Genomic DNA, 20,477 nt, shown 5'->3' with positions numbered 1-20,477 from the left:
GCGCGCCGCGGCCATGACCTCCATTGGCCCGCCACCGGCTCGGCGTCTGGCGGTTGCCGTGCTGTCCGCGCTGCTGCTCGGCGTCGCGGTCTGGCTGGCCGTGGTACTCATCTCCGACCTGCGCGCCTTGCAGCAGGACAAAAGCGCGCTGGCTGAGTTGCGCGATGTCAAATACGGTCTCTTCAATGCCGAGCTGTGGGTGGAGCAGCTGGGGGACATTCTTGCCCGCAAGATCGACAGCTTCGAGATCAACGAGGACAGCCGCCCGGGCCTGAAACGCGCCCTAGAGCAAATTCTCGACCGCCTGCTGGTGGAGATCCAGGGCTATCTGGAGCGTCGCAATCAATCCGGCGGCAACTTGCTTGAGCGGGTGCGGGGCGGCCTGGAGCAGCGGGTGCGGGATTGGCTGATTGACTTCGACAGTCTGCGCGCGCGCGTGCCCTATTATGCCGACCAGCTGCTGTTTGAACTGCAGCAGCCTCACACTAGGGCCGAGCTTCAAGGCTATCTCACCCGTTTGCTCGACCAGGCCGCCGCGACCAGTCTGGCGCGGGTCGACTACAGTGCTTTCAATGCCATTCTCACGCGCCATGGCTGCGAAACTGGTGTGGACTGTGCCGAGTGGCTAAACGTCCGTATCCAGGAGGGCGAGCAACACAGTCGGCAAAACGCGCTTTTACTGCTTGGCCTGGTGCTGGCCCTGTTCGCGCTCAATTTGCTCTGGACGCGAACAGCCGGGCGCCTGCTGCCCGAGGTGCTGGGGCTCCTGACCGGCGCCGTGTTGGTGCTACTTGCCGTCGGCGTGCTCACGCCCATGCTGGAAATCGAAGCCCGCATCACCGAGCTGAGCTTTCTGCTGCTTGATCAGCCGGTGCGCTTCACCGATCAGGTGCTGTATTTTCAGAGCAAGAGCATCATGGATGTGGTGCTGCTACTGGCCCGCACCGGCGCCGCCGACATGCTGCTGGTCGCGGTGCTGATCACGCTCTTCAGTCTGGTGTTTCCCACGCTCAAAATCCTCGCCAGCCTGCTTTACTATCGCGCTCCGGCAGCCGGGACGGTTGGTGTTTGGCCGGCGCTGGTGCGCTTTTTTGCGCTGCGTTCGGGCAAATGGTCCATGGCGGACGTGCTGGTGGTGGCTGTCTTCATGGCTTTCATTGGCTTTGACGGCTTGATTGACAGCCAACTCCTGATGTTGGCGGGCGGTCAAAGTGCGCCGGCTAGCCTGGATGTTTTCACCACCAACGGCACACAACTTTCGATTGGCTTTTTTATGTTTTTAAGCTTCGTGATGGGCAGTCTCACCCTCTCCACCCTGCTGGAAGCCGACAACGCGGCGAAACGGGAGCCGCGGACATGAAAGCCATGATCCTTGCCGCCGGACGCGGTCATCGTATGCGTCCGCTGACCGACAGCATCCCCAAGCCGCTGCTGCCGGTGGCCGGCAAGCCGCTGATTCAGTATCAGGTCGAGCGCCTGGTCCGCGCGGGCTTTTGTGATCTGGTCATCAATCATGCCCATCTTGGGGGCCAAATTGAGCAGGCGCTTGGCGATGGTGGCCGCTTTGGCGCGCGCATCCGCTACTCACCCGAGGGGCAGGCGTTGGAGACCGGCGGCGGAATTTTCAAAGCCTTGCCGCTGCTTGGCCCAGGCCCTTTTCTGGTCACCAATGGCGATATATTCTCCGATATCGACTATCGCGCGCCGCGGCTTGCCGCGGGCGATCTGGCGACTCTGGTGTTGGTCGATAACCCGCCCCAGCATCCGCAAGGGGATTTTGTCCTCGGCGATCATGGTCGGCTGTGCGGCCAAGGCCAACGGCGGCTGACCTTCGCCGGAGTCGGCCTGTATGACCCGGCGCTCTTTGCTCACTGTCAGCCCGGTTCCTTTCCACTCGCACCCCTGTTGCATCAGGCGATTCATCAGGGTTGCGCCGGTGGTTATCATCATCGAGGCCAGTGGATGGACGTCGGCACACCCGAGCGTCTGGCGCGGCTCGAGCAATTGTTGACGGCCAATGCTTGAGCTCTAGCCCAGCTGTCCTCGGCTGTCCCCCGCTGTTCCCAGCTGTCAAGAGCGCACCAAATTATCACCATGGGTCAGGACATCACCGACAGCCGCTTCAAGCCATCGGACTTTGCCGAGTTTCAGCGGCGTCTGGAGCATGAAACTGACCACCTAGCGCGTCTCTTTGCCGAGGATGGCTTGGCTGCCGGCCCCCGCGAGCTGGGGGTTGAACTCGAAACCTATCTGATCGACCGCCATGGCGCTCCGGCGGATGCCATCGAGTCGGTGCTGGCCGCGCTTGATGATCCGCTCGTGGTGCCGGAGTTGGCACGCTTTAATCTTGAGCTCAACACCGCACCCCGGCGGTTGCACGGCAATGCCTTTAGCACCTTGGGCGCCGAGCTCGACGCCCGCCTGGCTCGCTGCCGCCAGGCCGCGGCGGCAGATGGGGCGCGGGTGGTGGCCATTGGCATTTTGCCTACCCTGCGCCCGGATCACCTGGTGCTTGCGCGCATGACCGAACGTGAGCGTTTTCATGCGCTGAACGAACAAATCTTTTCGCTGCGCGGAGATCTCCCAATTCGCGTCAATATCAGCGGCGAGGAGCAGGTCCAGTTGCTCCAACCCAACGTGATGCTCGAAGCCGCCGCCACCGCTTTTCAGATTCACCTCAAGATGGCGGCGGCGGAATCGGCGCGTTATTACAATGCGGCCAAGATTCTGTCCGCGCCCATGGTCGCGGTCGGGGCGAATTCGCCGCTGCTCTTTGGCCGCGAGCTGTGGGCCGAGAGCCGCATACCCTTGTTTGAGCAGGCGGTGTCCGTTGGCGGCCCGGCGCTGCGGGAACGCTTTGGATTTGGTGTGCGCTATGCCAAAGGCTCGGTGATGGATTGCTTTCGTGCCAATGTGAGTCGCTACCCGGTGCTCTTGCCAGAGTTGAGTGAGTCCCCGCCCGAGGCCCTGACGCATCTGTGTCTGCACAATGGCACTATTTGGCGTTGGAATCGTCCGCTGATCGGCTTCGAGCCCGATGGCAGACCCCATCTGCGCCTGGAGCATCGGGTGCTGTCCGCCGGGCCATCGGTGGCGGACAATCTGGCCAATACGGCTTTTTTTATCGGTGTCCTGCACGGGCTTGCCATTGCCGAACAACCACCGGAGGACCGCTTGCGGTTCTGGCAAGCCAAACGCAATTTCTATCGCGCTGCCCAACATGGTCTGCGAGCGCGACTGGTCTGGCGCGATGGCGCCGAGGTGCCGGTCGCGCGCTTGATCGAGGATGAACTGGTTCCCCTGGCGCGCGAGGGTCTGACCCGACTTGGCATTGATCGCGACGAAGTCCGCCACTGGCTTGATATCATTGCCACGCGTGCTCGCCTTGGTCGCACGGGCTCGGCCTGGCAGTGCGCCTGGGTCGCGCGTCATGGCCCGCGCTGGGAGGAGCTGACTCTCGCCTATTTGGCCAATCAGGAATGCGGCCGCCCGGTGCACGAATGGACCTTGGACTAATGGCTCGGCCAAGATTGTCATTACTGGAACTCTACCAGCTCCCGCCAGGCCTGCTCGACTGCGACAGTCACGAGCTTGCGTCCATTCTCGGTGGTCCGGCGTTACTCCACTTGCCAGGCGAGCGCGCCCCAGCGCTCTTTGTCTCGGTGCTGATGCATGGCAATGAGAGCGTTGGCTGGGACGCCATGCGCCTGGTGTTGCGCGAGCGCCTCGGGCCGGGTGGAGCAGGACGGCTGCCACGCGCGCTCAGTTTGTTTATTGGGAATCCGGCCGCGGCCGCCGTTGGTCTGCGCCACCTGCCAGAGCAGCCGGATTTCAACCGCGTCTGGCCCGGCAGCGAGCTTGCGCCCACGCCGGAACATGCCATCATGGCCGGGGTGGTCGAGCGCATGGCCGCGCGCGGCTGCTTCGCCAGCATTGATTTGCACAACAATACCGGCAACAACCCGCACTATGGATGCCTGAATCGGATTGAGCCACCCTTCTTGCAGCTTGCCGCGCTCTTCTCGCGCACCCTGGTGTATTTCATCCGGCCGCGCGGGGTGCAGTCACAAGCTTTTGCCGAGCTTTGCCCGGCGGTGACACTCGAATGTGGCAAGACCGGCCAGCACTACGGCATCGAGCATGCGCGCCATTACATCGAGAGCTGTCTGGAGCTGGAGTCACTGAGCGATCAGCCGCCGCCCGCCCAGGATGTCGATCTTTTTCATACCGTGGCCCAGGTCAAGATCGCGACTGGGGTGAAATTCGGTTTTCCCCCGCGTGCTGCCGATCTCCTCTTGTCGCCCGAGCTTGAGCAGTTTAACTTCCGCGAGCTTGCCCCTGGTACGCCCTTTGCCCGCTTGCGTTCCGCCCAAGCGGCCGCCTTCGATGTGCGTGATGAAAACGGCCAGGATGTCGGCGCGCGCTTCTTTGAGCTCAGGGATGGTGAGCTGCGCCTGCGCATCCCCGCCATGCCCTCGATGCTCACCCGCGACGAGCGGGTCATTCGCCAGGACTGTCTGTGCTACCTGATGGAGCGCCACGACATCGGCGTCTGATGGCGATGGCTCGCCGCCGGTGTTGAGACCACTCTGGCACGGGGTCGATGCGGGTGTGAAACCGGCATCATGGGCGGCAACAGAAGAGGTCCAAACAATCAGGAAATCCGTCACATGGAACACGAAAAAAATCCCCTGAGTGACCGCATTGATGCACTGCACGCCGTACTGGAGTCAGGCTCGGTCAAAAAAGCCCAGCGCATGCTCAATGCGCTGCATCCGGCCGAGATTGGTCATGTGATCGAATCCCTGCCGCCGCCTCAGCGCCAGCTGGTATGGGAGCTGATTGACCCCGGTGTCGAGGGCGAGGCGCTGCTCTATCTGCACGACGATGTGCGCGATGACATCCTCAGCCGCATGAGCTCGGACCGCATCCTGGCCGCGGCCGAGGGGCTGGACTCCGACGACCTGGCCGCGCTGATTCGTGACCTTCCTGGCACCATTACCTGGGAGGTGCTCAACAGCCTGGACCAGCAGCGCCGCGAGCGTCTGGAGATTTCTCTGGCCTATCCAGAGGACAGCGCTGGGGCCCTGGTCAACAGCGATACCGTCAGTGTGCGCCCCGAGGTGACGCTCGACGTGGTGATGCGCTTTCTGCGCCGCTACAAGGACGGCTTGCCGAATCTCACCGATCATTTGATCGTGGTGAATCGTGGCGGGCGTTACCTGGGCATTCTCTATTTGAGCCATTTGCTCACGCACGATCCGGATGAGTCAGTCGCCGAGGCCATGACCCTGGATGTGCCACCCATCCTGGCGAGCACCAGTGCCCGCGAGGTGGCCAAACGCTTCGAGGCGCACGACCTGGTCTCGGCTCCGGTCATCGATGATCAGGGGCAGGTGCTCGGGCGCATTACGGTTGATGACGTGATGGACCTGATTCGCGAGGAAGCCGAGCACCAGTTCATGGGGCAGGCGGGTTTGAGCGAGACCGAGGATATGTTCGCCCCGGTGCTGCTCAGCGCCCGGCGTCGCGCGCTTTGGCTGGGGGTGAACTTGCTCACGGCTTTTCTGGCCGCCTGGGTGATTGGCCGCTTCGAGGCCACCATCGAGCAGATCGTCGCGCTGGCGGTTTTGATGCCGGTGGTTGCCAGCATGGGTGGCATCGCCGGCACTCAGACGCTCACGCTTGCCATCCGCGGCATCGCCATTGGTCAGCTCTCGGTCAAAAACATCCGCTGGCTGCTCGGCAAGGAAATGGCCGTGGCGTTGTTGAATGGCCTGATCTGGTCCCTGGTGGTGGCAGGTGTCGCCTTTATGTGGTTTGGTAGTGGTGACATTGCACTCATCATCGCTGTGGCCATCGCCTTGAATCTGCTCGTTGCTACCTTCACCGGTGCGCTCTTGCCGCTGATGCTGCGGCGCTTCGGCATCGACCCGGCGCTGGCAGGTGGCGTGATTTTGACCACGGTCACCGATGTGGTGGGGTTCATGGCCTTTTTGGGATTGGCGACAATCTTTTTGCTGTAGTGGGTCTGAATCGATTTTGCAGCCAAGCCGACAAGAGCACCGGTTGGGCTGTCGCAAAGAGCGCAAATGACGCCGCGTGGGCATCCATTCTCCCTGATTTTGCGGTTTTTTCTTGATTAGGCATGCCTTTTGCTTTGGTCTTTTCTGCCAGAGGTGTTTTCGCTCCTCTGGGGTGACGCCGCACGTTGAGCCTCAGGCCAGCGCAGGCGACTCAAAGGCGATATCCGTGCTCCGGGCTCTGTTGGAGGGCTCCAGAATGACCAGCAATCCGTTTGAGGCTCTTGCGGCGATCGCGCCGAGCATCGCGCCTGCTGCCGTTCGCATCAACGACACCACCCTGCGTGATGGCGAGCAATCCGCCGGGGTGGCCTTTTCGCTCGATGAAAAGCTGGCGATCGCGCGTGGACTCGATGCCCTTGGCGTGCCGGAACTGGAAATCGGCATCCCAGCCATGGGTGAGGAAGAACGCGCCTCCATCGCGGCGGTCGCCGAGCTTGGGCTGAATGCGCGACTCATGGTCTGGGCGCGCATGGTCGAGCAAGATATCGCTGTCAGTCGCGATTTGCCGGTCGATTTGATCGATCTGTCGATTCCGGTATCGGATCAGCAGATCGCGCGCAAGCTTGGTCGCGACCGTGCCTGGGTGCTCAAACAAATTCGCACCCAGGTGCCGCGGGCGCTGGACGCGGGTTTTCAGGTGGGCGTTGGCTTTGAGGACGCCTCGCGCGCGGACCCCGAGTTTCTGCGCCAGGTGGTTGAGACCGCGCAAACCGCCGGCGCCAGGCGAGTGCGTTATGCCGATACCCTCGGCGTGATGGATCCCTTCGGCGTTTTCGCTGCCATCAGCGATCTGCGCGCCCATTGCGACTGCGAGATTGAAATGCACGCCCATGACGACCTCGGCATGGCCACGGCCAATACCCTGGCGGCCGTGCGGGGCGGGGCCACCCATGTCAATACAACTGTTCATGGCCTGGGTGAGCGCGCGGGCAATGCCGCGCTCGAGGAAGTGGTGATCGGCTTGAAGCATGTCCATGGCTGCGCGACTGGCATCGATCTGACCCATTTCGAGAGCCTGTCTGAATTGGTGGCCAGCGCCTCGGGCCGGCCAGTCGCCTGGCAGAAAAGTCTGATTGGCGCCGGGGCTTTCACCCACGAGGCCGGTATCCATGTCGATGGGCTGATGAAAGACCCGCGCAACTATCAGGGCATTGATCCGGCCGAGCTTGGCCGTGCTCATCGTCTGGTGTTGGGCAAGCATTCCGGCCGCCACGCGCTCTGCCGCGCCTATGCCGAGCAGCTGAATACTTCCTTGAGCGCAGAGCAGGCAGCCTGTCTGCTGATGCGTGTGCGCCGTTTCGTGACGGAAAACAAGCGCTCGCCCGAGACGGGCGATCTGCGCGCTTTTCTCTCGGAGATAGACCCCGGCGCCGGTGGCAGCCTGCGCTTGCAATAGAGCGCGCCCCCGGCGCCTTCCATTGCAAGCCATCACCAGCCAATTGGCGGAATCGCTGTGGATTTACTCGATTTTACCGGCCAGGAGATGTACTTCGACGCCCCGCTGCCGGCGGAGGTGGATGCGCTCCTGCACGATGCCGCGACCGACTATGGCAGCGATGGTGGAGCCAGTGCCGAGTTGGCCTTGCTGCGGGCTTATTTTCTGGCGCCCGAGCATCTGTCGGTGCTGGTCGCGCTCTATCGTTACTATTACTACCAGCACCGGCTGGAGGATGCGCTCATTGTCGCCGAGCGGGCGCTTTTCTTGACTGCCCGTGACCTGGGGCTGATTGGCGGCTGGCGCGAACTCGATGAGAGGAAGTTGCGTGTACTGAGCCGAGAGGCCATGCCCTTGACCCGCTTTTTGCTGCTGGCGCTCAAGGGCGCCGGCTATCTGGAACTGCGACTGGAACGGGCGAGCGCGGCGCTGGAGCGCTTCGAGACACTCGCTCGGCTTGATACCGAGGGACGTTTGGGTATCGATAGCCTGCTGCGCCTGGCGCGTACTTTGGTCACTGAGCAGCGAATTGAGGGCGCCGGGGACAATCTTCATGTTCTGCGCCGCCCCTGATCCGGAACCAGACCCAGCCTCAGACCCAGACCCAAAATTAGGCTCCAGACCCAAAACATGATCCCGATCCAGACCATTAACTCAAGAGGCTAGCCGCCATGTCCGACACATCACAGACGCTCGAGGAATTGGATCTCGACGAACTCGAAAGCGCCGAGGATTTCCTGACCTATTTTGGTATCAGCTTTGACCCTGCCGTGGTTCAGGTGAATCGCTTGCATATTTTGCAGCGCTTTCATGATTATCTCGCCGAGGTCGAGAGCCTGCCCGAGGGCGCGCCCAAGCAGAGGCCCGAGGACAGACAGGCGCGGTTCGACCTGCACCGGGATCTGCTCGAAGGCGCCTATCAGGATTTCGTGCGCTCGGATGCGCGCACGGAGAAGGTGTTTCGGGTGTTTAAGCAACAGCAGCCGGTGACCGTGGGTCTGGATTCGCTCTTGGGTCAGTTGCATCATGCGCCCAGCCTATGACTACGGCGATCAGGTGCGGGTCATCCGCCACCTGCGCAACGACGGCACCTTTCCCGGTCGCGATCGCGGTGCCCTGCTGATCCGGCGCGGCAGCACCGGCTATGTGCGCGATGTTGGCACCTTTCTGCAGGATCAAATCATCTACAGCGTCCATTTTGTCGACCAGGATCTGGTCGTTGGCTGCCGCGAGCAGGAACTCCAGCCGGCGGAGGATTTCTGGGTCGAGAGCCGTTTCGACACCCGTGATCGGGTGCGCGCCACCCTGACCCTGGCCAGTGGGGGGCGGCTGCTGGTGGAACAGGGCACGGTTGGAGAGGTGGTCAAGGTGCTGCGCGGCGAGCGAGACCTGCTCGGCTACCATGTGCAGTTTCCGGGCGCCAATCTGCTGCAAGTGCCGGAGTCGGCGCTCGAAGCCGTCGATCCCGCGGATGAGCGGATGGCCGATGATGGGATCTCCGCGCCGTCCGCACCATCGGGGCCAGTCGCATGAGTGCCCCGGCCCGCCATTCCCAAGCAGTCATTGGCCTGGCGAACAATGCCGGGCAAGCATGCCAACCAGCGGAATATGGCTACCACCTGCTGCGCGCGGCGGCGGATCAGTTCTCGTGCGGACTCGCCGCCCTGAGCGCCGAGCAATGGCCGCAAGTCAATGCGCGCGCCGAGCAAAGCTTTGCTCTTGAGACCCTGGTGCTGAATGCGCCGGAAGCCCAGGGTGTTTGCATCCCCGAGGATCACATCGAACAGGCGCTGGCCACCGTGCGCTCGCGTTACGCCGACGAGGCAGAATTCCGCGATGAACTGGCGTTGAATGGGCTGGATCCGCCGACCCTGCGTCGCGCCCTGCAACGTGAGCTCAGCTTCGATGCCGTGATCCGCGCCGTCGGTGCCTGCCATGCGCCTGTGACCGAGGCCGACGAACAGCGTTTCTACCAGCTGCATGCCGAGCGCTTCCGCCGGCCCGAGACCCGCGCGGCGCGCCACCTGCTGATCACCATCAACGAGGAATTCGCCGAAAATTCCCGCGCTGTCGCGCGTGCGCGCATCGAGACCCTGGCCAGGCAGCTCGAGCCAGGTGATGCGAGGGCGTTCGGCCAACTCGCGCGCGGCCATTCCGAGTGCCCAAGCGCGCTGCAGGACGGGCAACTCGGCAACCTGAGTGTCGGGCAGCTCTACCCGGCGCTCAATACCGCCCTCTTTGCGATGACAGAAGGCGAGGTCAGCGGTGTGCTTGAATCCCCCCTCGGCTTCCACCTGTTGTTCTGCGAGACCATCACCCCCGCCAAGACCATCCCGTTCGAGCAGGCACGCGATCGCATCCGCCAAGTGCTGAGCGAGCGTTGTCAGCGCGAGATGCAAACAGCCTGGATCGCGCGATTACGCGACGGGTCGGAGCCCTAGCGATCACCATAGCCGGCAGTTAGACCCAGCCATCATCGTCGACAATGGTCCGTGTTGCCGTGAGTATGATCGCTCCACCGGGAAAGGCGCCACCGATTGGGTTGGTAATGTCCAGGTGAAAGGTCTCGTCGGGTTCGGCCACCAGATCGCCGATAACCTCGACGGCGATGACAGCTTGGTTTTCGTTTGGGTAGAGATTCAGGGTTCCATCCACAGCCAGGTAATCTGAGCCTGCCATGGCCGTGCCATCTCGGGTTGCGAAATCAACGCTGAGGATTTCATCGGGATCCTCCCGCATCCCATTGAAGGACACCATGAAGTACGCCAGGCTGGTGCCGTCGTTGCCCTCGGTGATGACTTGCCGCACTTCCGCCGGTGTTGTGGGCGCGTTCGGCAGGTTTGAGCGTAACTGCTGATCGATCCATTGCTGGTGACTGCTGACACGCGTCCAGGCCCCCAGCTCGCCATAGCTGCTATTGAGAAAGACATCGATATCCGGGTTAAGTCCGTTTTTTGACAGTCTTGCGTTGTAACTGGCGATGCCCGCTATATCGCCTGAGATAAAAGCAGGGCCGCCACTGTCTCCCGAGGCTAACATGCCTTCCTGATCGCCGAGCCCAAGTCCGCTGATGCCCATGATTTGACCGAGGGCATCATTGCGAATCTGGCCGTTGTCAAAGTCGGCAATTAATTGATCGCCGAGGATCGGGCGCCAGGGCATCGAAACGCCGGGTTCGGTTGTTAGAGCGGCGGCATCGGCTTCAAATCGATTCTCGGCTTTGAGCCGCGAATTGCCGCTATTCAGTCGGGGTAACGCTCCTGTGTCTCCCGTACCTGTCTCTCCATACCCGATAAAGGTGAAAATTTTGCCAATCTCGTCATTATTACGATACAGATCATAGCGTTCTGCGCTGATTGGTGCCGGTTCCGATAGCCACAACAATGCCAGATCCCGATTGGAATTGACGCGGTCGTAGTCAGGGTGAAGCGCGATCCGTGAGACCTTGATGCTCTGTGTTCCGGCAAGGATGTCGAAGGCGACCGAGAGTCCGGTGGTGTTAGTATCGCTTAAAACGTGTGCGACTGTCAGCACTGCCCGCCCATCGAACAGGAGGACGCCGGTTCCGTAAGTGCTGCCGGTGCTGATGCGGACCACGCCGTCAAATCCGCGGCCGGGTCTGGCAGAATTTTGACCATCCCCGAGAGGATTAACGGTAGTGGGCATCGACTGGGATCTCCGTGTATGAACTCTCTGCTCCACTCGCCGCATAATGGTGGAAACAGGGTTTAAAGTAAGTGTGATTCCGTCATTCTAAACTCTGGATTAGGCTTTGTGATGTGCAGTAAGACGGATTTTCTTTGAAAGCCCCCCGTTTTGCGCTTGGCCGGTGTGCTGGTGCAAGTTGATATTGGAAAGTCCGAAGCAGTACTCACGGCAGGCAAAGCTTGCGTTGCATAATAGAGGGTTTATTCGCGCTGGCCTGCGTGATGCGTGCAGGTTGGAGTGAGCCATTTTCTTAGCGCAAGAGCCTTTATGGATGGACTCCGGTTCCCGATGAATGTTCCGACCGAAGCTGACTTGGTGGCTTGCCTCCTGCGCGACAGACCCAGGCTGCGCCGACACCTGAGAACGCTCAAGTCGACGCTCGGGCAAGAGTTTGGGCGCGACCCGTTGGAGCAAGGTCTCGTCAATTTGCAGCAAGCTATGTCGCGTTCCCAAGCCGTTGTCGAGCAACGCCGTCAGCTTGCTCCGGCGATTGTCGGTTACCCACCGGATCTGCCGGTGAGCGCGCGCCGCGAGGAGGTCGCGGCGCTGATTGAAGACCATCAGGTGATTGTGCTCTGTGGCGAGACCGGCTCCGGCAAATCCACCCAGTTACCAAAAATCTGTCTGGAGCTGGGGCGCGGGCTGTTTGGGCGCATTGGCCACACGCAGCCGCGACGCATTGCCGCACGCTCGCTCGCCAGTCGCATTGCCGCCGAGTTGGGTGCAGGGTCAGGCAAAGGGCCGGGCACGGAACTGGGCGGCCTGGTTGGCTACAAGGTGCGCTTCAATGACCGGGTGCGACCGGAAACGCGTATCAAGCTACTGACTGATGGCATGCTGTTGGCCGAGATTCAGCAGGATCGCTGGCTGAATGAGTACGACACTCTGATTATCGACGAGGCGCATGAGCGCAGTCTGAACATCGATTTTCTGCTCGGGGTGCTCAAGCAGCTGCTGCCCAGGCGCCCGGAGCTGAAAGTCATTGTCACCTCGGCCACCATCGACCCGCGGCGGTTCGCGCGCCATTTTGCCGATCCTGATGGCACACCGGCTCCCATCATCGAAATCTCCGGGCGCACCTATCCGGTGGAGACGCGCTACCGTCCGCCGGCCGAGGAGCATGCGGGTGAGCGCGACGAGGCCATGCAGGCCGCCATCTCCGAGGCCGTCGCCGAGCTGGCTAGGGAAGGGCGTGGCGATGTCCTGGTGTTTCTCTCCGGCGAGCGTGAGATTCGCGAAACAGCCGAGACGCTGCGCAAGCACCATCCGCCGGCAACCGAGATTCTGCCGCTCTACGCGCGCCAGGGCCCGGCCGAGCAGGCGCGCGTCTTTCAGCCGCACGGCACCCGCCGGGTGGTCTTGGCGACCAATGTCGCCGAGACTTCGCTCACTGTGCCCGGAATTCACTATGTGATCGATCCCGGCTTCGCGCGCATCAGCCGCTACAGCCATCGCACCAAGGTTCAGCGTCTGCCGGTGGAGCGGATCTCGCGGGCCTCGGCCAATCAGCGCCAAGGGCGTTGCGGGCGCATCGCCAACGGCATCTGCATTCGGCTCTACGACGAGGACAGCTTTCAGGCGCGCGCCGAGTTCACCGAGCCCGAGATTCAGCGCACCAATCTGGCCGCTGTCATCCTGCGGATGAAGCAACTCGGCTTCGGCGCCATCGAAGATTTTCCCTTTATCGACGCGCCCGATAGCCGGCTGATCAACGACGGATATCGCACCCTCGAAGAGCTGGCCGCGCTTGATGCCGAGGGTCGGCTCACCCCGCTGGGCAAACAGCTCGCGCGCCTGCCGGTCGATCCGCGCATCGGGCGACTGCTGCTTGCTGGCGCCGAGCACCACTGTTTGCGCGAGCTACTGATCATCGCGGCGGCCTTGAGCGTGCAGGATCCGCGCGAACGCCCCTTGGACAAGCGGCAGGCGGCGGATGAAATCCATGCCAGCTTCCGCCATGAAGACTCGGATTTTCTAGGCTTTCTGAATCTGTGGAATTTTCTTGCGGCCGAGCGGCGCAAGCTCTCTCGACGCAAGTTCCAGAATCTGTGCCGGCTGCACTTTTTGTCCTGGACCCGCGTGCAGGAATGGCGCGATATTCACGCCCAGTTGCGCGAGCAGCTCGGGGAAATGGGCTTGGTTGCCCGACACGAGCCTGGGGTTCCCGCGCGGGAGATTGAGAATCAGACGGACCCCTTGGATCAGGCGGCCGCGGGCAGCTATGAGGAAATCCATCGCGCCTTGCTGACCGGGTTGCTGAGCAATATCGGTGTCAAGGACGAGCAGCGGGAGTATTTGGGCGCGCGCAACAGCCGCTTTGCCATTCACCCCGGTTCTGGCTTGGCGCCCAAACGCCAGCGTGGGAATCAGGCACAGGGCGAGAGCCAGAAGACGCCGAAATGGATTCTGGTCGCCGAGCGGGTGGAGACGACCAAGCACTATGGGCGCACCGTCGCCAAAATCCAGCCGGCCTGGATCGAGACCGCCGGTGCCCATCTGACCCAGCGCAGCTATTTCGAACCGCACTGGCAGGCGCGCGCGGGCCAGGTCGCGGCCTTCGAGAAGGTGACCCTCTATGGGCTTACCCTGGTGCCCAGGCGGCGGGTCAACTATGGCCCCATCAACCCGGCCGAGGCACGCGAGATCTTCCTGCGCTTTGCCTTGACCGAGGGCGACTTCGACACCCGCGCGCCCTTCTGGCGCCACAATGCCGAGTTGATCGAGTCCGTGCGTCACTTGGAGGCCAAATCCCGCCGGCGCGATATTCTGGTTGATGAGGAGGCGATTTATGCTTTCTATGATCAGCGCGTGCCGAGCGGCATTTACTCCAAACCGCAATTCGAGCGTTGGCTGCGCCAGGCGCTCAAAAAGCAGCCCAAGATGCTGCACATGAGTCTGACGGACGTGATGCGCCCTGACTACAACCGGGAGGCCGCCGGCATCACCGCCGAGGCCTTTCCCGATGCTCTGCGCGTCGGCGCCACCGAATTGCCGCTGGACTATCATTTTGACCCTGGCCATCAGGCCGATGGCGTCACCTTGGTGCTGCCGCTGCCGCTGATCAACCAGATCGCGCCCGAGCGTCTGGAATGGCTGGTACCTGGCCTGCTCGAAGAGCGCATCACCGCCCTGCTGCGTGGCCTGCCCAAGCCGATCCGCAAGGCGCTGGTTCCCGTCCCGGAGACAGCCGCCAAGCTGGTTGCGCGACTGTCACCCAGCGAGCGGCCGTTGATTCAGGCGCTGAGCGAAGAGGTCAGGGCCCTGACCGGCCAGGTGATTCCCGAGGATGCCTGGGATGAATCCGTCATCCCGGAGCATCTGCGCATGAAGGTGCGGCTGATTGATCAGGACGGTCGTGCCCTGGCAACCAGCGGGGATCTGATCGCGCTCAAACGCCAACATGGACAGGCCGGCGGCGCGCGCTTTGCCGCGATCCCCAGCGCTGGGCTGGAGCGCGAGGGACTCACGCGCTGGGACTTCGGTGACGTTCCTGAACAGGTGGAACTGGACCGCGGTGGCATCCGCTTGCGCGGTTATCCGGCGCTGGTCGATGAGGGCAAGACGGTGGCGCTGCGGGTGCTGGATTCCGAGACCAGCGCGGACCAGGCCATGCGCGCCGGACTGCGGCGGCTGATCATGCTGCGGTTGGCGGCCGACATGCGCGCGCTGCGCCGGCAGTTACCTGGGCTTGATCGCATGCGCTTGCAGTATGCCAAGGCGCCGGTGGCCGCGACAGCCCAGCGCGGAGGGCCCCCCGATCTGGCCGACGAGCTGATCGCATTGATCCTGGATCTGAGTTTTCTTGAGGATCAGCCGCGGCCGCGCAGCCAGAGTGCGTTTGAGCAATGCCTGGCCAGGGGCAAGCCGCGCCTGTTCCCAACCGCGAATGAGGTCCAAGCCCTGGCCGCCGAGATTCTTGGCAGTTACCAAAACCTGCGCAAGCAACTGGCCGGCGTGACCCAAATCAACTGGCTCGAGTCGGTCCGCGACATGCAGGGACAGCTTGATGGGCTGGTGTTTCGGGGATTTCTGCAGCAGGTGCCCTTTAGCCAGCTCAAGCACTACCCGCGCTATCTGAAAGCCATGGGGCAGCGTGCCGAGAAGCTCTTCCATGCCGCCGGGCGCGACCGCGCGCTGTTGGTGGACCTCAGACCACTGTTGGACCAATACCAGGAGCGCCAGAAGGCCGCCAAGAACGCGGGGCGCGAGGATGCAAGGCTGGCTGAAATCCGCTGGATGCTCGAGGAGCTGCGGGTGTCCTTCTTTGCCCAATCCCTGGGGACGGCCTATCCGGTCTCGATCAAGCGGTTCAAGGCACGCTGGCGCGAGTTGGGTTTGTGATGCCACATGCGCTTGCCTGGTCCTGCGTGTCTTGATGCACGAAGTCCAGCGCACGAGCAATGATCATCAGCAGGCCGAAAAATTCCGCCCGGATCACTCCGGGCGGATCGCTGTGGCTTAGTTTGCCGCGGCGGGCGCCGGTTGTGCGGCTGCTGGTTGCTCGGTTGCTTGAGGGGCAGCTGGTGCCATCATGTCACCAGCGCTGTCTTCCATGGGCATGCCCATGGGGCCGTACCCCGGATGGGGATGGTTGCAGCGCGGGCCAGGATGCATGCAGCGCTTTTGGCCGTGCCAGCCGCGACCCATGCCGGGGCTGGGACGATTGGCACCTGGACCCATGCCGCGACCGGGTAAAGCCGGTGGCGCGCCAGCGCCTGGCATGTCACCGAAGTCCGGCATCTCGCCGATCACTTTCTCAATGGCCTCGCGCTGTTCCTCGCTCAGGGCATCCATGGTTTCGCGGAACTTCTCGAAGCGTGCCTTCATTTCCTCGCGACGTTTTTCCGCCGCTTTCCAGGGTGGCATCTCGGGGAGTTCAATGCCATGCTCGGCGGCGCGTGCGCGGGTCTCTTCCCAGCGTTTCTCGCGCAGGGCATCGCGCTCCTCTGGCGTGATCCAGGGGGCATAATCCGGCGAGGGCATGCCGCGCCTTTCACCCGGCTCCCAGGGTGGCATCTCGGGCATTTCAAAGCCCAGCTCGCTGGCGCGGCTGCGCAGCTCCTCATAACGATGCTCGCGTTCCTCGGCCATCTTTTTGTGGCGCGCTTCCATGCGGGCGATGATGTCGTCCACGGACTCTTGAGCAGCCATGGGAGGCGGCGCTGTTGGCGGCGCGGGCGGTGCCGGCGGGGTAGCGGCCGCGGGCGCGGCGGTGTCGGTGGCCAAAACGCCTTGGGACAGGCCCAAGACCGCGGCAGCGATGCTTGCGACTAGAATTGATGTGGATGGTCGGGTCATTGTGTCACTCCGTCAGTTGGTTCTCGTTTCGGTGGTTACTTTAGCTGTTTATGTTGCCGGGCGCTGGTGCATCGGTGTTGCTGTCTGAGATCGCGCGGATCCGCCTTTGCCGCCAATGCACGGGATGGTTGCAGAGACAGATGCCGTCAGCCCGATACCCGGCACGCAAGACCATAGCATGGTTCCGCCTTGTATTGAATCAAGAACCCGAGCGCGCTTGAGTCATTCATTGGAATTGCAGATGTCATGGCCGGGCAGTGATGGGCAGGCGCGAGTGCTCCGCGGTTGGTAAGATCGCACTCTGGAGTGCGGCGGGTCAGCCAGAGTGCTGATCCCTGAGCGAGACAGTGAACAATCGGGAGCGGATGCAAAACATGCAGATTGGCGATTTAATGGTCACATCAGGGGTGAAGTTTGGCACCAGCGGCGCGCGCGGGCGTGTGGAGGACATGACCGATGCGGTCTGTTACAGCTATGCGCGCGGGTTTCTCAGCTACTTGAGCCAGACCAGCAGCCTTGAGAGCGCAGGGGCCGTGGCGCTGGCTGGCGATTACCGCGAGAGCACTGGGCGCATTCTGGCAGCCTGTGCGCAAGCGGTGCGCGATGCTGGTTGCGAACCGCGGTATTTTGGGCGCATCCCGGCGCCGGCGCTGGCGACTTACAGTTTCGCCGCCGGCATGCCCAGCATGATGGTCACCGGCAGCCATATTCCCGAGGACCGCAATGGCATTAAATTTAATCTGCCAACAGGGGAGATCCTCAAGGACGACGAGGCCGGTATCGCGCGGCAGCACCTGGAGTCGCCGCCGGATCTTTTTAATGAACAGGGAGGTTTTCGCGCCGCTTCGCCCGCGTTGCCGCCGCCGTCCGACGCCGCGCGCGCGGCCTACCGGCGGCGCTTTTTGGATTTTTTCCCGAGCGGCTGCCTTGCTGGTCTGCGTATTGGTCTGTATGAGCACTCCACGGTTGCACGCGATCCGCTGTTCGAGATTCTGAGCGGACTGGGTGCGGATGTCACCCGACTTGGCTTTTCCGCCACCTTCGTGCCAGTCGATACCGAGGCTATCCGTGGCGAAGACTGGGATCTGGCCCGTGACTGGTGCGCCAGGGGTGACTTCGACGCCCTGGTCTCGGCCGATGGCGACGGCGACCGCCCGCTGCTAGCCGATGCCAGCGGGCGTTGGCTGCGCGGCGATCTGGTCGGCATCCTGTGCGCGCGGGCGCTGGGGGCCGCGGCCGTTGCCACTCCAGTGAGCTGCAACACGGCGGTCGAGCGCTTGGGTGCTTTTTCCAAGGTGTCTCGCACCCGCGTCGGCTCGCCCTATGTCATCGCCGGAATGCAGGCTCTGGTCGATGACGGGTATCGCCCCGTGGTCGGTTATGAGGCCAATGGCGGCTTTCTGACAGCCTCTGATATCGAGCGCGACGGCTGTCTGTTGCCTGCTCTGCCCACCCGGGACGCGGCCATCGTTGCCGTGGCCGTGCTGGCCGATGCCAAGGCGCGGGGTCTCTCCCTGGCTGAACTCTGCGCCGGGCTTCCGCCGCGCTTTACCGACAGCGACCGCATCAAGGACTTTCCGGTCGAGCTCAGTCGCGAGCGACTTGGCGCCTTCAACACCGGCGATCCAACCGCCGATTGCCAGGCCTTTACTGCCGCCTTTGGCGATGTCTTCGCCCCCGTGGTCGCGATTGAACATACCGATGGCGTGCGTGCCACCCTGAGCAACGGGGAGATTCTGCATCTGCGCCCATCGGGCAATGCACCGGAATTGCGTGCCTATACCGAGGCCGGTAGCGCCGAGCGCGCGCGGGAGTTGAATCGGCAGTGCATGCGGGTGCTGCAGAGCTGGCGCTGAGAGTGCCGCACTGACAGAACAGACGGAATCCGAGCGCGAAACACGCCCATGGAATGGCTGGATGTCGCACCGCTGCTGGTGGCCCTGGCGTTGGTCAGTGGTGCCATCGATGCCATTGCCGGCGGTGGCGGACTGCTGACCATCCCGGCGCTGCTGTGGGTCGGGTTGCCGCCGGTCGTGGCACTGGCCACCAACAAGGCCCAGGCTGTTTTCGGCAGTTTCGCGGCCACGGCGCATTTTGCCCGTCAAGGCATGATCAAGCCCCTGCAAGCCTGGCGTGCCGTGTTGGCGACTTTCATCGGTGCTGGCGTCGGCGCGCTCCTGGTGCAGCATCTGGCAAGCGATCTGCTTGAACAGCTGATCCCGCTGTTGCTCATTGGCTTCGCGCTCTACTTTGGACTCTCGCCCCGGGCGGCCGATATCGACTCCCGCCAGCGCCTTGGCGCGACCAGCTTTGCCTTGTTGATCGGTTTTGGCGTCGGCTTTTACGATGGCTTTTTTGGCCCCGGTACGGGCACCTTTTTCGCCGCTGGCTATGTCGCCTTGCTTGGCTATCATCTGCGCCGCGCCACGGCCCATGCCAAGCTGCTCAACTTCACCAGCAATTTGGCGGCACTGCTTGTTTTTGCCGCTGGGGGGCATGTGATCTGGGCGCTAGGTCTGCTGATGGCGGGTGGTCAGCTGCTCGGCGGTTGGTTCGGTGCCCATCTGGTTCTGCGCCACGGCGCTCGGCTGGTGCGGCCGGTGCTGGTAGCGGTGTCTCTCGTGATCTCGATCAAGCTGCTGATCTAATCGCGCGCAGCGCCATTCTTGCAAGGCCTCTGCTGTCGAGGCGAAAGAATTGAAAACATTCATAAAACGCCTTGGTGTTCTGTTGATAATAGGGATTGTTGCGATGGGTGCCGCGAAGGTTTTTCAAGCGGACATCCATGCGGACATCTATGCGCTCATCGGTCAGTTATCCATCAAGTTGCGGGCCTTTTTGTCAGACACGCCCGAAGATGCAGAGGCTCCAGGGCGATTTCCCGATCGCGCTCGAGAGGACTCCAGTGCGGCGAATCTTTACGGAATTCCCGCTGACCATGGCTATTCCGATGAGGCATTGCAGCGCTATCGTGCGTGGATTGACCAAGCCATTGAGCACTCAGAGAACAGACCCGTCATCATTGTCGATAAGCTGGCGCGTACGCTGGAATTGTGGATTGACGGGGAGAAAGAGGCCTCTTTTCCAGTCGATCTGGGTCGCGATCCCATCAGTGATAAATTTGTGGAAGGGGATGGCGCGACACCGGAGGGTGTTTATCGGGTAACCTGGGCCAGGGATCGTGGTCAAACACGTTTTTACCGCGCCTATCTGCTGGATTATCCGAATCAGACGGATTTGGATGAGCTGCGGGATTTGCAGGCCAAAAACCTGGCCAAATCCACCGCCACGGCGGGCGGTCATATTGAGATCCATGGCGATGGCGGCATGGGCATGGACTGGACTCTCGGTTGCATCGCCTTGTCTAATGAGGACATGGACAAGCTTTTTTCTTATTCGCTCAAGGCGGGAACGCCAGTTACCATTGTCAGGTACGGCACCAGGGAAAACTACTGAGCAAGCCTGCTAGCGCGAGCGATCCTGGTTTTCTTGCGGAGAGGTGGGCTGATCTAGAGATCAAAAGTTATCAGCCGCCGGCCAGTCGATGAGCGCTCCGGGCAGGGCGGCGACCTCGGTGCTGGATGAGGGATCTGGCAGCGGAAAAACCAGCCTGCTGCAGACCTTAGCTGCTTTCGCGCAACAGCGCCAGCATCTCGGTGTAGCTCAGACGGCTGCTGTCGTCGGTGCCTTCGAGCAGGGAGTCGGCGGGATCGCGCTTGTTAGCGTGGAGTTTGAGGATGCGTTCCGCGATGCTGTCCTTGGCGACCAGGCGGTAGATGGTGACCTGGCGCTCCTGGCCGATGCGGTGGGCGCGATCCGAGGCTTGATCCTCGACCGCTGGGTTCCATCAGGGGTCCATGTGAATCACAGAGTCGGCGGTGGTGAGGTTGAGCCCCGAGACGCCGGCGCGCTCCAGTTGGAGCAAACATCTTGTCCGTTCCGCGCATTTT

General features: G+C 62.3%; 16 protein-coding genes and 1 pseudogene. 14 read left to right on the top strand and 3 right to left on the bottom strand.

The window, feature by feature from the left end:
- Nucleotides 1-13 precede the first annotated feature (13 nt).
- The 10 genes from Thiowin_RS19240 (at nt 14) to nifM (ending at nt 9,962) form a co-directional block, all read left to right on the top strand.
- Complete coding sequence (locus Thiowin_RS19240) at nt 14-1,360, top strand: paraquat-inducible protein A (protein WP_328984578.1); 1,347 nt, start codon at nt 14-16, stop codon at nt 1,358-1,360.
- Nucleotides 1,357-2,025, top strand: a complete 669-nt coding sequence (gene murU / locus Thiowin_RS19235) for an N-acetylmuramate alpha-1-phosphate uridylyltransferase MurU (protein WP_328984577.1) — start codon at nt 1,357-1,359, stop codon at nt 2,023-2,025. Before Thiowin_RS19240 ends, murU begins: the two co-directional genes overlap by 4 nt.
- 69 nt (nt 2,026-2,094) lie before the next feature.
- Nucleotides 2,095-3,516, top strand: a complete 1,422-nt coding sequence (locus Thiowin_RS19230; RefSeq protein ID WP_328984576.1) for a glutamate--cysteine ligase — start codon at nt 2,095-2,097, stop codon at nt 3,514-3,516.
- The gene (locus Thiowin_RS19225) at nt 3,516-4,556 is read left to right on the top strand and encodes a M14 family metallopeptidase (protein WP_328984575.1); all 1,041 of its coding nucleotides are present in this window, start codon (nt 3,516-3,518) and stop codon (nt 4,554-4,556) included. The genes Thiowin_RS19230 and Thiowin_RS19225 overlap by 1 nt, the downstream gene beginning before the upstream one ends.
- Before the next feature lie 114 nt (nt 4,557-4,670).
- Nucleotides 4,671-6,026, top strand: a complete 1,356-nt coding sequence (gene mgtE, locus Thiowin_RS19220) for a magnesium transporter (RefSeq protein WP_328984574.1) — start codon at nt 4,671-4,673, stop codon at nt 6,024-6,026.
- 256 nt (nt 6,027-6,282) lie between these two features.
- The gene (gene nifV / locus Thiowin_RS19215; protein ID WP_328984573.1) at nt 6,283-7,482 is read left to right on the top strand and encodes a homocitrate synthase; all 1,200 of its coding nucleotides are present in this window, start codon (nt 6,283-6,285) and stop codon (nt 7,480-7,482) included.
- Between the two features lie 57 nt (nt 7,483-7,539).
- On the top strand, nt 7,540-8,094 hold the full coding sequence (locus Thiowin_RS19210; protein ID WP_328984572.1) for a hypothetical protein: 555 nt from the start codon (nt 7,540-7,542) through the stop codon (nt 8,092-8,094).
- Between the two features lie 98 nt (nt 8,095-8,192).
- Nucleotides 8,193-8,564 carry a nitrogenase-stabilizing/protective protein NifW gene (gene nifW / locus Thiowin_RS19205; RefSeq protein WP_328984571.1) on the top strand — a complete coding sequence of 124 codons (372 nt, stop codon included), beginning with the start codon at nt 8,193-8,195 and terminating at the stop codon, nt 8,562-8,564.
- Nucleotides 8,548-9,054, top strand: a complete 507-nt coding sequence (locus Thiowin_RS19200) for a nitrogen fixation protein NifZ (RefSeq protein ID WP_328984570.1) — start codon at nt 8,548-8,550, stop codon at nt 9,052-9,054. The genes nifW and Thiowin_RS19200 overlap by 17 nt, the downstream gene beginning before the upstream one ends.
- A complete protein-coding gene (gene nifM / locus Thiowin_RS19195) occupies nt 9,051-9,962 on the top strand; it encodes a nitrogen fixation protein NifM (protein ID WP_328984569.1) in 912 nt (303 codons plus the stop codon). The genes Thiowin_RS19200 and nifM overlap by 4 nt, the downstream gene beginning before the upstream one ends.
- Nucleotides 9,963-9,981: 19 nt before the next feature.
- Here nifM and Thiowin_RS19190 read toward each other — a convergent pair whose 3' ends face one another.
- A complete protein-coding gene (locus Thiowin_RS19190) occupies nt 9,982-11,232 on the bottom strand; it encodes a trypsin-like serine protease (RefSeq protein WP_328984568.1) in 1,251 nt (416 codons plus the stop codon).
- Between the two features lie 264 nt (nt 11,233-11,496).
- On the opposite strand from Thiowin_RS19190, the gene hrpA reads away from it, so the two are divergent.
- On the top strand, nt 11,497-15,570 hold the full coding sequence (hrpA, locus tag Thiowin_RS19185; RefSeq protein ID WP_328984567.1) for an ATP-dependent RNA helicase HrpA: 4,074 nt from the start codon (nt 11,497-11,499) through the stop codon (nt 15,568-15,570).
- 117 nt (nt 15,571-15,687) lie between these two features.
- Here hrpA and Thiowin_RS19180 read toward each other — a convergent pair whose 3' ends face one another.
- Nucleotides 15,688-16,527 (bottom strand): hypothetical protein, encoded by an 840-nt coding sequence (locus Thiowin_RS19180; RefSeq protein ID WP_328984565.1) that lies wholly within the window; start codon nt 16,525-16,527, stop codon nt 15,688-15,690.
- A 374-nt stretch (nt 16,528-16,901) separates the two neighbouring features.
- On the opposite strand from Thiowin_RS19180, the gene Thiowin_RS19175 reads away from it, so the two are divergent.
- The 3 genes from Thiowin_RS19175 to Thiowin_RS19165 are packed head-to-tail and all read left to right on the top strand — an operon-like array spanning nt 16,902 to nt 19,983.
- On the top strand, nt 16,902-18,383 hold the full coding sequence (locus Thiowin_RS19175; protein WP_328984564.1) for a phosphomannomutase: 1,482 nt from the start codon (nt 16,902-16,904) through the stop codon (nt 18,381-18,383).
- A gap of 48 nt (nt 18,384-18,431) precedes the next feature.
- Complete coding sequence (locus Thiowin_RS19170; RefSeq protein WP_328984562.1) at nt 18,432-19,175, top strand: TSUP family transporter; 744 nt, start codon at nt 18,432-18,434, stop codon at nt 19,173-19,175.
- 49 nt (nt 19,176-19,224) lie between these two features.
- Nucleotides 19,225-19,983, top strand: coding sequence for a L,D-transpeptidase family protein (locus tag Thiowin_RS19165; protein WP_328984561.1), 759 nt, complete (start codon nt 19,225-19,227; stop codon nt 19,981-19,983).
- A gap of 166 nt (nt 19,984-20,149) precedes the next feature.
- On the opposite strand, the pseudogene Thiowin_RS25455 reads toward Thiowin_RS19165, so the two are convergent.
- Nucleotides 20,150-20,437, bottom strand: a pseudogene (locus Thiowin_RS25455) (helicase-related protein); the annotation flags it as partial.
- Between the last annotated feature and the right edge of the window lie 40 nt (nt 20,438-20,477).

It is taken from the genome of Thiorhodovibrio winogradskyi (assembly GCF_036208045.1).
GTDB lineage: Bacteria > Pseudomonadota > Gammaproteobacteria > Chromatiales > Chromatiaceae > Thiorhodovibrio > Thiorhodovibrio winogradskyi.
The sequence above is the reverse complement of the archived record's forward strand: the minus strand, read 5'-3'. Positions and strand labels throughout refer to the sequence as shown.

Excerpts from the sequence above, each read along its gene's own strand:
- Thiowin_RS19200 (WP_328984570.1), top strand. The coding sequence starts at position 8,548 with ATGCGCCCAGCCTATGACTACGGCGATCAGGTGCGGGTCATCCGCCAC.
- Thiowin_RS19170 (WP_328984562.1), top strand. The coding sequence starts at position 18,432 with ATGGAATGGCTGGATGTCGCACCGCTGCTGGTGGCCCTGGCGTTGGTC.
- Thiowin_RS19230 (WP_328984576.1), top strand. The coding sequence starts at position 2,095 with ATGGGTCAGGACATCACCGACAGCCGCTTCAAGCCATCGGACTTTGCC.
- nifM (WP_328984569.1), top strand. The coding sequence starts at position 9,051 with ATGAGTGCCCCGGCCCGCCATTCCCAAGCAGTCATTGGCCTGGCGAAC.
- Thiowin_RS19175 (WP_328984564.1), top strand. The coding sequence starts at position 16,902 with ATGCAGATTGGCGATTTAATGGTCACATCAGGGGTGAAGTTTGGCACC.
- Thiowin_RS19225 (WP_328984575.1), top strand. The coding sequence starts at position 3,516 with ATGGCTCGGCCAAGATTGTCATTACTGGAACTCTACCAGCTCCCGCCA.
- Thiowin_RS19180 (WP_328984565.1), bottom strand. The coding sequence starts at position 16,527 with ATGACCCGACCATCCACATCAATTCTAGTCGCAAGCATCGCTGCCGCG.
- mgtE (WP_328984574.1), top strand. The coding sequence starts at position 4,671 with ATGGAACACGAAAAAAATCCCCTGAGTGACCGCATTGATGCACTGCAC.
- hrpA (WP_328984567.1), top strand. The coding sequence starts at position 11,497 with ATGGATGGACTCCGGTTCCCGATGAATGTTCCGACCGAAGCTGACTTG.
- murU (WP_328984577.1), top strand. The coding sequence starts at position 1,357 with ATGAAAGCCATGATCCTTGCCGCCGGACGCGGTCATCGTATGCGTCCG.
- nifW (WP_328984571.1), top strand. The coding sequence starts at position 8,193 with ATGTCCGACACATCACAGACGCTCGAGGAATTGGATCTCGACGAACTC.
- Thiowin_RS19240 (WP_328984578.1), top strand. The coding sequence starts at position 14 with ATGACCTCCATTGGCCCGCCACCGGCTCGGCGTCTGGCGGTTGCCGTG.
- Thiowin_RS19190 (WP_328984568.1), bottom strand. The coding sequence starts at position 11,232 with ATGCGGCGAGTGGAGCAGAGAGTTCATACACGGAGATCCCAGTCGATG.
- nifV (WP_328984573.1), top strand. The coding sequence starts at position 6,283 with ATGACCAGCAATCCGTTTGAGGCTCTTGCGGCGATCGCGCCGAGCATC.